Raw genomic sequence first — 12,488 nt, forward strand, 5'->3', positions numbered from 1 at the left:
TAAATTAAACAAGAACAAGCCCGACGGCTGCAGAGGTTCACCGGTATGAACTCGGGGGAAACCAAAGCATCTCAGCCGCTGGCAGCAGGAGGCCTGCGTGAACGCAATGATTCTGGGAAGCCTCGCGACTTCCCTATGTACGGCAGCGGGAGCCCTTCCCGCCCTGCTGTTTTCGAATATCAGCCACCGGGGCAGAGACAGCCTGCTCGCTTTCACGGCAGGTATCATGGTCGCCGCCTCGACGTACGGGCTGATCCCGTCCTCCCTCAAGCTGTCGAACCTATGGGTGCTGACGATCGGCATCCTCCTTGGTACGGTGACCTTGACCCTGATGGAGCTGCTCATCCCACACACGGACCCGGCCCATGATATCAAGCGGAGCGACAGCACGCAGACGGGATCCTGGATGTTTCTGTCGGCCATGGCGCTGCATAATTTACCCGAAGGGCTGTCAGTCGGCGTCAGCTACGGCAGTCCCAACCAGGAGCTGGGGGCGATCGTGGCGCTGAGCATCGGCCTGCAAAACATCCCCGAAGGCTTTCTGACCGCGCTCTACCTCGTTACGCACGGCATGCGAAGGCGGTACGCCTTTCTTCTCGCCGCGCTTACGGGCGGGCTGGAGTTCCTCTCCTGCTGGGCCGGGCTGAAATTTACCGCTTCCTTCGCCGGTATCGTCCCGTACGGATTGGCTTTTGCCGCCGGCGCCATGCTGTTCGTCGTATATAAAGAGCTCATCCCGGAGAGCCACGGGGACGGCAACGAGCGGGCTTCGACCTTTTCCTTTATTTTCGGCCTGCTCTCGATGATTGCCATGACGCATTTGCTGGGTTAAGCGTCATGGCTTTCGCATTTTCCAAACCGCCCAGGCACTGATTCCATACATGACGGCACTGGCATAAAATAAGGCGTCGATCGTCAGCCAGTCGATCAGGTAACCGCCGAGAATGACGGCGAAACCGGATGCGGCTGAGGTCCAGAAATGATAGGAACCAATCATGTGCCCCCGCTCCCCCTGGACTGTATGATCGGCAAGCAGCAAGCGTTCGCTCATCTTTTGCATCGCACTGCAGCACCCCATGACCAGTTGGAGAAACAGTACCCACGCATAAGATTCGACCCATGGGAATGCCAGCATCGCCAGCATCATGCCAAGGGAGCTGATGAGCAGCATCCGGTGTCCGCTGTGGTCGATCCTTGGGGCCAGCCATTGGGAGAACGCCGCGGAGCTGATCGTAAACACGGCAAAAGCCAGTCCGTATTTGGCATAGCTGTTGCCCAGATTTTTCAGAAACAAAAGATAATAAGGATAAATCATGCCGGAAGCAAGCGTCACCATGCTTTGGGATCGGATCAGCCACCTCATGTTCATGGCCTACTCCCCTTTGTATTGTTCATAAAAATAGTTCATAAAAAGGTGCTGTGGATCGTACTCATCCTTTTTCCGAAAAAAATCGTCGTACTCCGGATAGGCCCGTCTAAACTGCTCGACCGTAGGGTATGCCGCATAAGGCAGATAATAGGTTCCACCCTCATACTCCACTTCATCGATCAGATCCCGAATTCCTTCCTTTACTTGCGCCTGCCCTTGCTCCGATAACGGTACGTGAAACAGGCATACAAGGGCAAACATGTCTTCATGGGCATAGGAGAGAACGGCTTCGCGATCTTCCTGGACATAACGGACGGTAATATTCAGCAAATTAAGCTTGTGATCGCGCACAATATCTTTCATCCCGTGAACGAAATCCGCAAACTGATCCACCGGAATAAAATACTCCTGCAGCAGATCATTCGCGCCGGGCTGGCCGTATTCCATAAATTCGTTCTCGGAGCGCATGGCATTGTTTCGGCTGATCGCCTTATTTTGCTGCTTGGTAAAATACAGCTTCTGCAAAGACCAGAATGCGTTCTTTCCCCAATCGCTGCCCCGGTTCAGACTGAACATAATTTTGCTAGGAATGACGCCCTGCTCGCGGGTCCGGAGCTTATCGTAATCTTCCAGCGCAAGCGCAGGATCTGCCGTATAATTGATCGCATACATGTCCGTCAAGAAGCGGTCCGGGGCAACTGAAATTCTAGCAATATGCATTCTCACATCGGGATCGCCAAGTACATTCTCCTGAAAATACCGGCTGTAATCCTCAACCTTTATCGCCTCATTCTCCATCCGGTAAACTTCATCTTCCGTCAAATTCAGCGTCACATCCAGGATAATACCGAACAGGCCGTACCCGCCGAGCGCCAGCCGAAATAATTCCGGGTTCTCTTCTCTGCTGACGATGCGGATTTGACCGTCTGCGGTCAGCAGCCGAAACGAATCCACGCTGCCGATCAGGGAACCGCTTCGGATGTCGCGTCCATGCGCATTTACGCTAATGGAGCCGCCAACGGTAAATATATTTTGCGACTGCATCGTCTTCACGGTGGTACGGATTAACGGCTTTCTGGACCTGCTCCCACGTGGCCCCGGCCTGTACACGGATTTGCCGCTGATCCGGATCGACCGACAGGACCTGATTATAATCGGTCATATCGATGACAATCCCGTCCTTGTAATAGGTATGCCCTCCCTGACTGTGACGCTGGCCCGCAATGGATACGGTAAGGTGCTTCTCCTTTGCCTCCTGAAGCAGCCGGACCAGCTGCTCCTCCTCCTTGCCTTTGACCACCCTGTCAACCTTAACAGGATGAAGCCGGCTGTAATCGGTAATGAGATAAGGGTTCTGGTCCGGTGTATCAGTGCGGATATATTCATACACGCAAAGAATGACTAACAGCAGCAGCACCGCTCCCCTCTTCGCCATCGCCTACCACACAGGGCGCAGTGGGTGCTGTAGATCCTCTTCGTTGACGTTTTCGATAATGTGCTTCAAATCCTGCTGCAGCGTCTTCATATGGTCGCTTCCGATCATCCGGGCCCAGCGCTGCTCAATCTCTTTGTAGATGTTCTCTTTCGTCCGCACCAGCGACCAGCCGCGTTCGGTCAGGACGACCATCTTGCCCCGGCCGTCGGACGGGTGGGGCTTGCGCGCGACATAGCCGCATTCTTCCAGGTAGTCGAGCATTTGGCTGACGGCCTGCTTCGATATGCCCAGGTGCGCTACGAGCGTCTTGGCCGTCGCCCCATCCGGCATCAAGCCCTGGAACAAAAAGCTGTGCGCCGGCCGCACATCGCCGAACCCCGCCTCCTTCAGGCGGTTATGGAGCTCCTGGTTCATCGCGCTGAAGGAGAGCGATAACAGGGAAGCCAAATCTTGATTATATGGGAACGTTTTGGACATGGTTGTACAACTCCTTGCTGTCTTAAAGGAATAAATTGGTCAGTTAGATTGACTTCAAAGCATTCTCATTATACCGTTCCCGAGATGCGTGAATCAAATTCCGGGAAGTGGCACCGCTTCCATCATGAAATGGGCTTTGGGCGCAACTTCCGCCGGCCCGGAAACGTCTGGTAGGTAACGCCGATTTTTTCCACTTTTTAGCGCAAAGGGTTTGCAACATAAGGAATATGAAAGAGTGCCATTTTCTCCTCGACGCGAAAATCACCCTGGTCTTCAGACCTGATTCCATCGATAAGGAGGCTAACCATCCATGCCAAAGACCAAAACGCTGCCGCTGCTGCTCGCCCTGCTCCTGCTGGTATTACCGGCATGCTCGAAGCAGGAAGACGGCAGCCGGGACCAACGCAGCAATCCGACACCTCCGATCTCGCTAACGGCCCGGAAGCAGGAGGCAGGCAAAATCGATCCTGCCCTCATCTCCGCCCACAACCGCCTGGGGCTGCAGCTCCACCGCGAACTAACCGGGCAGGCCGAAGCCGGAGACAATGTCCTTCTCTCCCCCTACAGCATCTGGACGGCCCTGTCCATCGCATACAACGGCAGCGCCGGCACGACGGCACGCGAAATGGCCTCCGTATTGGGGCTGAAGGACATGCCGCTTAACGAAATGAACGAGGGGAACGCCATTTTGTCCAGGCTGCTGGAAGGGGAAGACTCCGGCGTCCGGCTGAACATCGCCAATGCGATCTGGCATCAGCAGGGCGTTCCGTTCAAGGACTCTTTTATCCAGGCAGGCAAGGAGAGCTACGGGGCCGAGGTTCAGGAAGTTGATTTCGCTTCCGACAAGTCCGTGAACACGATCAACCGATGGATCAGCAAGGAGACCGAGGGCAAAATCGAGAAAATGCTGGAGCAGCCGCTGTCGCCAACGACCATTGCAGTGCTGGCCAACGCGATTTATTTCAACGGATCATGGACCGATCCGTTTAATCCTGAATACACAAAAGACGAACCGTTCACGCTGGCTGACGGCGGCGTACGGACGCTGCCGATGATGCATACCGCCAACATGCTGCCGTACAAGGAGACCCCCGATTGGCAGGCTGTCCGCCTTCCTTACGGAGACGGCCGCATGGATATGCTGGTCATCCTCCCCGCCGCCGGCTCTTCGCTGGACCAATTGGAGCAGCAGCTCTGGGCAGACCCCGCTCCGTGGCAGCAGCCCTTTGACGAGGCATCCGTACAGCTTGGACTGCCCCGGTTCAAGGCCGAGTACGGCAGCGACTTGAATGATCCGCTCATCCGGCTCGGCATGAAGCAGGCCTTCCAGCCGGATGTAGCCGATTTTTCCCATATGGCCGACATTCGCCCCCTCTTCCTGTCCAAGGTTCTGCACCAGATGGTGCTCGACGTAAACGAAAAGGGAACCGAGGCTGCTGCGGCAACGGTCATCAGCGAAGAATCCGGCTCTATGCCCGTAAAAGTCCACGAAATGACGGTGAACCGGCCGTTCTTCCTGGCGATCGAGGATACACAGACCAAGGCCTGGTTGTTTATCGGTTCGGTGAACGATCCCGAATGACCGGCTCGCGCACAGACAAAAAAGCCAACCCCTTCCTAAATAGGCTAGGGTTGGCTTTTAAACATGGGCAGATGGTTCACCTCATGAAAAATTAACGGGATCAACAACATGAGGCAACTGGCGTTTTCCTGAGCGTCTTTGAACCCGGTTGAGACTCGGCGGGTTAAGACAACGCCTGCAGCGTCACGCCTTCGGGCAGCACCGCCAGCACTTGCTCCCGTACAGGCTTGCTGCCGGCAAGCTCTTCGCCCAGGATGGCGACGACGCCCCGGTCCTCGCGGGAGCGGATCAGCCGGCCGATGCCCTGGCGGAGCCGTAGCAGCATATACGGCATGTCCACCTCTTCGAATGGCGCTGCCGATTCTCTGCGCTTGGCCGTAAACACCGGATCATGCGGCGGGAACGGCAGCGACCAGACGATCACGTTCGAGAGCGCCGGGCCGGGCACGTCCAGTCCCTCCCACAAGCTGACCGCGCACAACACGCTGGTCTCCTCGCGCTGGAAGGCAGAGATCAGATGGCTGATCTCCTGATCCCCTTCGAAGTAAAACGGAACGTCAGGCACCTCGACCGTGCCTGCGGCCAGCTCCTGCTTAAACCGCCGCAGCTCCTCCCTGCCGTTAAACAGGATCAGCGCCCGGCCCCCGGATTCGCGAAGAAGGCGGGCAGCGGCTTCCAGCTTGCCGTTAAAATCGGCCGTCGACCTGGAGTCCGCCGGGGTCAGCACCTTCATCTGATCCGCGTAATCGTACGGGGACGGTACGGAGAAGGAGAGAAACCTCTCGATGCCAAGGCTGTCCGCCACGTAATCGAACGAGGCCTGAACCGACAAGGTAGCTGAGGAGAACACGATCGGCATCTTCGCGCCGAATACCTGTTCCTGCAGTACCTCCTTGACCGTTCTCGGCATGATCGACAGCGTCAGCCCGTCCGGTCCGTCGACGGCCCAGCAGATCAGCGCCTCGGAGCGCTCGAACAGATGGAGCGCCTTCTGCATCATTTCCAGGTGCTCCTCTACGATCCGGAGCTCGTACTCGTTCAGCGTGTACAGCTCGCTCTCAAACACGAGCTCCTCCTCGATCGAGGTGAGGAGCGAGCGGAACCGGTGCACCTCGGCGAGCAGCGCGCCGTCCAGCACGATTTCCTTCCGGTCGGAGCCGGCCACGCTGCGGCTCTGCCGGCCGAATGCCGCGAACATCGCTTCGCTCTGCACGATCGCCTCGTCGATCAGCACCGCCAGCGATTCGCGGATCTCGCCCTGAAGCAGTCGGGTGATGAGTTCCTCAAACACGACATGCTTCATTTTGTAGCTGAGGGCCTTCATGGCGGCCGATTCGAGCAGATGCCCTTCGTCGAAGACGACGGCGCAATGCTCCGGCAGCAGGGGCAGCTGCCCCTCCCGCTTCCGCCCCTCATAAGTCCATACATGCTCCATGTAATAATCATGCGAGCAGATGATCAGGTCCGCCGCCTGGCGGTAGTGATCCCGCGACAGCGTCTGGCCGCAGCGGTGGCGGCGGTCGCAGGTGAAGCAGTCCTGGAACGGATCCCAGTTAATCCGGTTCCATTCCTCATCGGTTAACTCCGGGTATCCCTTCCGGTCCCCGTAAGCATGGAAGGACTGCATTGGCGCGGTAGAATACACGAAATCTGGCAGGCCGGCGGCCAAGTCGTCCCAGCGTACCCCTTCTTCGTCCCGCAGCCGGACGTCGTCCAGTTTGCGCAGGCACAGGTACTGGTCGGGCGACTTGCCCAGCCGGGCATCAATGTGAAGCCCAAGGTGACGGGCCAATTTCGCAATATCCCCCTCCGGCTTCACCAGCTGCTCGATCAGCGATTCGTCGGCGCAGGCGATAACCGCGGGTCTGCGGGTATACCGCGCGTAGCATACGGAGTAGAGCAAGTACACCAGCGTCTTGCCCGTCCCGACCCCCGCCTCGGCAAATATCGTTTTCTTCTCGGCAAAAGCCTTCTCCAGCTGAAAAGCCATATAAATCTGCTCGTCGCGGATTTCAAATCCCGCTTCCGGCAGAACATCATAAAACACATCGGCGACCCATTCGCCTGCTTGCTGGACGAAAGGCCGCTTTGGATCATACGTAAAAGGATACCGCTCCACGTCTTTTGGTTCCCTCCAAGCTACTCATAAATGCAGCCGCCCCCACTTTCGGGAAGGCGAACAACCCATTATCACATGCTCCCTCCCGAATTACAATGGGGCGGTCAAAAAATTAAAGCCGCCCCCTTCGGACCCATACATCCGGGGGACGGCCAATTTCTTTGATTTATGCAAGCAAGATTGCTCCACGCCTTATGACGCACGTCATCTGCAGCAGAACTCGATCTTCTCTATTGCGGCTCTCGAGCGGCTCTCGCCATCACGGCTCCCGGGAGTCGCCCGCTGCAACCGCCGGCGGGGGTTCGGGCTCGTAAAGCCCCGAGCGCACCCGAAACCAGCGGTACAAATGGGATACGACGACCTTCAGCACGGCATATCCCGGCACCGCAAGCAGAATGCCGACGATGCCAAACAAGTTACCGCTCGTCAAAATGACGAAGATTATCGTGATCGGATGAATCTTCAGCGTCTTGCCCATAATTTGCGGGGAAATGAACTTCCCTTCGATGAGCTGGACGACGGTCCAGACGATCACCATCTTGAGCAGCATGATCGGTGAGGTGACGACTGCGACGATGAGCGCCGGCGTAATGGCGATCGCCGGTCCCAAATACGGGACGACGCTGGTGCATGCCGCGATGATGGCCAGAATCAGCGAATACTTCAAGCCGATAATGATATATCCGGCGAACAGCAGCACCCCGATACAGCAGCTGACGATGATCTGCCCGCGGATATAAGAGCTGATCTGATGATTCATTTCTTTCATGACCCGCGAGGTTTCCCCGCGCAGCCGCGTCGGCACAAAGTGTAAAATGTAACCCGGCAGCCGTTTGCCGTCCTTCAGCAGATAGAACAGAATGAACGGCAGTGTCACGACAGCCAGAACCACTTCAATCAGCCCGCCCACGAATCCGCCAAGCCCCGTCCAAGTGCGGTTCAGAAATTCCGAGCCTTTCTCCGAGACGGTCTTCATCAGCTCCTGCGGATCGAACGACACGGTCTCCTGCAGCTTGCTGACCAGATTGCTTCCCATCAGTTCTTCGACCTTGATGCGAGCAACCTCGGCGTAACCCGGGAAATTGTTCACCAAATCCATGATCTGCTCCCGGATGACCGGGATGACCAACGTCACGAGCGCGGCAAGCATGCCGATAATGAAGACGTACAGCAGCAGAATGGTGTGCAGGCGCTTCACCTTCCGCTTTTCCATAAAATCCACAATCGGATTGAGCAAATAATACGCAATTCCGGCGAGAATGAGCGGCAGCACGACGGTTTTGACCAGGACGATCACCGGCTCGAATACGAATGAAATTTTGGTGAGAACCAGAATATTCAGTCCCAGGAGCAGCAGCACCAGCATAAACAATACAAATCTGTTATTTAGTAAAAACCGCTTAAAACGGCTTGCCCAATTCACCGGATTGTCCATATTTATTCCTCGCTCATCTTGATCTTCTTGATTTCGATGCGGCAGTAGCGGTTATGATCCCGCTCCAGCAGGGTCAAGGCCGTTCCTTCGTACACAAACGTCTCGCCTTCGGCCATTTCGCTGATCTGGCTGTACAGCCAGCCGCCGATCGTATCCCATTCTTTTGTATCCAGATCCATATAAAAATAATCATTGATCATTGAAATCGATACTTTGCCGTCCACGATCAAATGCTGTTCGCCGATCTCCTGGACGTCTTCAACTTCGTCCTTGTCGAACTCGTCGCGAATTTCGCCGACGATCTCTTCAATAATGTCCTCAATCGTAACAAGACCGGAGGTCCCGCCGTATTCATCGATCAGGATCGCCATGTGCGTCGCTTCCTTCTGCATCCGCTGCAGCAGCACATTGACCGGCGTCACTTCGGATACCGCCATCACCGGATGGATCAGGCTCGCCACATCCAGTTCTTCGTTTTCTTCATAAGCCAGGAAAAATTGCTTCGTATTAATGATGCCGATGACATTATCCTTGCTTCCGTCGATGAGCGGGAACCTGGAGTACTGTTGTTCTTTAATAATTTTCATATTTTCAGACCGCGACTTGTCTTTGTCCAAACAGATCATGTCGGTACGCGGTACCATAATTTCCTTGGCCAGCATGTTGTCGAACGCGAAAATCCGGCTGACATAACCGAATTCGTTATCGTTGATTTTTCCACTCTCATGGCTCTCACTCAGAATAATCTGCAGTTCCTCTTCGGAGTGGGCCTCCTCATGCTCGGAAGCGGGCTTTACGCCGAACAATCGGACCAGCTGGTTCGCGGATCCATTCAGCAGCCAAATGAACGGGTACATGATTTTGTTAAACCAGATAATGGGTGTCGCCGTCAGCAGGGCAACGGTTTCCGCTTTACGGATCGCCACTGTTTTTGGCGCCAATTCGCCAATGACGACGTGCAGGTACGTAATGACCGTAAAAGCAATCAGCAGGGACAGAAAATGGCCTAACGCTTCGGGCATATGCCACTTCTCAAACACCGGGGTAAGAATCTTCTCCACGGTCGGCTCCCCGAGGAAACCAAGACAGAGTGACGTAATCGTAATCCCGAGCTGGCACGCGGACAAATATCCGTCCAGATTGTCGATAACCTTCTTCACAGCCTTTGCGCCCTTGCGCCCTTCGGCGATCAGCTGATCGACCCGGCTTCCCCGCACACGAATCACGGCAAACTCCACCGCAACGAAAAAGGCCGACAAACCGATCAGTAATGCAACCAAAACCAAATTTAACACATACCTGTCACTTTCCACTTCTACATCTTCTCCTTATAAAGTAGTCTCGATGATTCCATCCGGCATCCCGCAGGAAGCTTCGCCTTCTGCCGCTAAGGCAGCAAACGGGGCAGAACTATGCCCTCCCATTCATTTACCATGTGGCGGCCCGCCGAAACAGGTCCATCGCAAAATGCTGGATAACTAGGTAATACGCAAAAGTCCGGGTTCAGGTTTCAACCGACTCTTAAAAAAAGGCTCCAGCCATCACGGCGCTTCCCGTGTACCGAAGCCTTTCCCGCCCTGTAAGCGGACGCCCCTACGGCGTGCACGAAGCAATTCATCCATATCCCTTGTTGGACAGGCCTTTGTCAGCGGCCCGTTGTTAAGTAATCTGTTCCCGATGCTTGACCGCAGCGTAGAAAGCCGAAGCCCCCGTTGAACGGGAAGGCTGACCGGGAATAGGCCGATATCAGCTTGCTTGCAATCAACGTGCAAGGCCGGCTGGCTTTACTTACTGCTCGTTGGCATGCTTCTTGATTTTGGCGACCAAATTGTCCACGAGCTGCTGCATAATCTGCTGGGCCATCGGGTCCGTCAGCGCACCGGATTCGTCAAATTTGGTATGCGATTGCGGGAGCAAAAATTCCGGCCGGTTCACCGAATCCATATTGAGCGCAAACAAAAGTGAGCGTATGCCAACCTGGGCTCTGCCCGTACCCCCCATGCCCGGCGTGGCGCCCATGAGCGCTACCGGTTTCTGGGCAAGCGGCGTTTGAAGGGCCGGTCTTGAAGCCCAATCCAGCGCATTCTTCAACGCGCCTGACAGTTGCCCGTTATATTCCGGCGAGCTGATCAAAAAGCCATTCCCCGAATGCAGCAGCTCAGCAAACTGCTTCACCGCTTCCGGCAGTTCACTTTCCAAATCCTGATTGTATAAAGGAAGTACGGAAATATCGGCAAGCGTGAAGCGAAAATCCTCCGGCAAAAGCGCTGCCGCGTTATGGAGCAGCTGTGTATTGTGGGAATGCTTGCGGAGACTTCCGGAAATCCCCACGATATGAAAACGTTCAGACATGATCGATTTCTCCTTTTTATCGTAAGTATAGAAGTAAGGGATATGGCAGCACGCTCCGTGCCCGTAAAGGTCCTAGCTTCATGATACGACAGAATTCGACGGGTGAACATCAAATTTTTCCAAAAAAGAGGGAGCCCGGCCTCTCTCCATCAAGAAGGATTCCGGGTTCCCGTATAGGCATGTATTCGAAGATTTGCCGATCAGTGGCTGATCATCAGCGACGGATCCGGCTGGCTTCCGTCTGTGGCATCCGCGGCGGCCGGCTTCGGTCTGCGCAGAATGAGGCACAGCACCACGCCGACGATCGCAAAGCAGGAGGCCAGGAAGAACACATCGTCAAAACCCTGCACTGCCGCGTTCAGCGGATTGCCTCCATGGCTCGCGTGAGCGGTGGTGCGGCTGATCAGGTAGCCCGACATGCCGGCGACCGCAAAGGACACGACGACCTGCTGGGCAGCGGCGGTCAGCGGCGTCACCCGGTTCACCAGCTTGCGCGGTGCGGCGTTCAGCACGTGGGTATTGAGCGGCATCATCGACAAGCCCATGCCGAATCCGAGCATGAAGAGCAGCGGCATGATACTCCACAGCGATGTGTCGGCCGTAATATGCGACAGGCTGAACAGCGCTGCCGAAATGAGGAGAAGGCCGATAATCGCCACCGGACGGGCGCCGTATTTATCGAAGAACTTCCCGCCGATCGGCATGCCGATCCCGGAAGCCAGCGCCTGTGGCAGCAGGATGAAGCCGGTCTCCAGCGGCGTAAACTGGCGGATCTGCTGCAGGTACAGCGGAACGAACAGCATCGAGCCGAACAAGGCCGCCTGCATGATCCAGGAGAGAATGATGCCCCGGGTAAAATCTGAGGAGCCGAAGACGCGCAGCTCCAGCAGCGGGTTCTTCTGCCGAAGCTCCACAGCGATAAAAATCAGCAGAGCTGCCCCGCCGACGATGAGCCCGGTCAATGCGCCGGCCGAGGACCAGCTCACGCTGCCTCCCTCATTGACGCCGTAAGCCAGCATGGCGAAGGCGATCGGGGCAAGAATCATGCCGATCAAATCGAGGTGCGGAGTCTGCTGCCGATCCGCTGTCGGCAGAAACTTCACGCCCAGGATGACGCCGACGATCCCGATCGGAACGTTAATCAGGAAGATCCAGTGCCAGTTCACATACTCCACCAGCCAGCCCGACAGAATCGGGCCAAGCGCCGGCGCGAGAAGCATCGGAATGCCAAGCAGCCCCATGATCGAGCCGCGGCGCTCCGGAGGAGCGAGCTTAAAGACCAGCGCCATGCCGATCGGCGCGACCATGCCCCCGCCAAGCCCCTGGATGACGCGGTAAATAATCAGCTGGGTCGACGTCTGCGCCATGGAGCAGAGCGCCGATCCGATAACAAACATAATGATGGTGGCCAGGAAGACCTGCTTAGAGCCAAATTTATCGGTCATCCAGCCCGCCAGCGGAATAACAGCCGATAGAGCCAACGTATAGCCGGTAATCGCCCATTGAATGGTCTTCAGGTCGGTGTGAAAGTAGCTCACCAGGTTCGGCACCGCCACGTTGACCACGGTGCTGTCCAGAATGACCATGATCATACCGACGATAATGGCCAGCATGGGCGGAATGATCTTTTTCAGCGAGAATGGAACTTCTGCGGCGGAAGTGCCCGCCAAGGTTTTAGACATAAATCTCTCCACTCATTTCTATATATAGTTTGGTTTC

At 55.9% G+C, this 12,488-nt stretch carries 11 protein-coding genes; 2 read left to right on the forward strand and 9 right to left on the reverse strand.

All coding sequences use genetic code 11. From position 1 onward, the window contains the following. The first annotated feature begins 97 nt into the window (after positions 1–97). The gene (locus ABIE48_RS27980; RefSeq protein WP_145026618.1) at positions 98–832 is read left to right on the forward strand and encodes a ZIP family metal transporter; all 735 of its coding nucleotides are present in this window, start codon (positions 98–100) and stop codon (positions 830–832) included. A 3-nt stretch (positions 833–835) separates the two neighbouring features. Here the strand turns inward: ABIE48_RS27980 and ABIE48_RS27985 are convergent, their stop codons facing one another. The 4 genes from ABIE48_RS27985 to ABIE48_RS28000 are packed head-to-tail and all read right to left on the reverse strand — an operon-like array spanning position 836 to position 3,281. After that, positions 836–1,369 carry an MFS transporter gene (locus ABIE48_RS27985; protein WP_192715906.1) on the reverse strand — a complete coding sequence of 178 codons (534 nt, stop codon included), beginning with the start codon at positions 1,367–1,369 and terminating at the stop codon, positions 836–838. A 3-nt stretch (positions 1,370–1,372) separates the two neighbouring features. Continuing rightward, entirely contained in the window at positions 1,373–2,413 is a 1,041-nt protein-coding gene (locus ABIE48_RS27990; RefSeq protein ID WP_354520081.1) for an FAD-binding oxidoreductase, read from the reverse strand. After that, a complete protein-coding gene (locus ABIE48_RS27995) occupies positions 2,373–2,804 on the reverse strand; it encodes an FAD-binding oxidoreductase (RefSeq protein WP_354520083.1) in 432 nt (143 codons plus the stop codon). The genes ABIE48_RS27990 and ABIE48_RS27995 overlap by 41 nt, the downstream gene beginning before the upstream one ends. 3 nt (positions 2,805–2,807) lie before the next feature. Next, on the reverse strand, positions 2,808–3,281 hold the full coding sequence (locus ABIE48_RS28000; protein WP_076175964.1) for a MarR family winged helix-turn-helix transcriptional regulator: 474 nt from the start codon (positions 3,279–3,281) through the stop codon (positions 2,808–2,810). Positions 3,282–3,591: 310 nt separating this feature from the next. Here ABIE48_RS28000 and ABIE48_RS28005 point away from each other — a divergent pair, with 310 nt between their 5' ends. After that, positions 3,592–4,863, forward strand: a complete 1,272-nt coding sequence (locus ABIE48_RS28005; protein WP_192715907.1) for a serpin family protein — start codon at positions 3,592–3,594, stop codon at positions 4,861–4,863. A 163-nt stretch (positions 4,864–5,026) separates the two neighbouring features. Here ABIE48_RS28005 and ABIE48_RS28010 read toward each other — a convergent pair whose 3' ends face one another. From ABIE48_RS28010 to ABIE48_RS28030, 5 genes are all read right to left on the reverse strand, one after another. Further along, positions 5,027–6,982 (reverse strand): ATP-dependent DNA helicase, encoded by a 1,956-nt coding sequence (locus ABIE48_RS28010; RefSeq protein WP_192715908.1) that lies wholly within the window; start codon positions 6,980–6,982, stop codon positions 5,027–5,029. Between the two features lie 259 nt (positions 6,983–7,241). Next, positions 7,242–8,417, reverse strand: coding sequence for an AI-2E family transporter (locus tag ABIE48_RS28015; protein ID WP_145026624.1), 1,176 nt, complete (start codon positions 8,415–8,417; stop codon positions 7,242–7,244). A gap of 2 nt (positions 8,418–8,419) precedes the next feature. Next, positions 8,420–9,730 carry a hemolysin family protein gene (locus ABIE48_RS28020; RefSeq protein ID WP_145026626.1) on the reverse strand — a complete coding sequence of 437 codons (1,311 nt, stop codon included), beginning with the start codon at positions 9,728–9,730 and terminating at the stop codon, positions 8,420–8,422. Between the two features lie 475 nt (positions 9,731–10,205). Beyond that, on the reverse strand, positions 10,206–10,769 hold the full coding sequence (locus ABIE48_RS28025; RefSeq protein WP_145026628.1) for an NADPH-dependent FMN reductase: 564 nt from the start codon (positions 10,767–10,769) through the stop codon (positions 10,206–10,208). A 200-nt stretch (positions 10,770–10,969) separates the two neighbouring features. Continuing rightward, on the reverse strand, positions 10,970–12,451 hold the full coding sequence (locus tag ABIE48_RS28030) for a DHA2 family efflux MFS transporter permease subunit (protein ID WP_145026630.1): 1,482 nt from the start codon (positions 12,449–12,451) through the stop codon (positions 10,970–10,972). Positions 12,452–12,488: the final 37 nt, after the last annotated feature.

This window comes from Paenibacillus sp. OAE614, from assembly GCF_040546645.1.
GTDB lineage: Bacteria > Bacillota > Bacilli > Paenibacillales > Paenibacillaceae > Paenibacillus_AQ > Paenibacillus_AQ favisporus.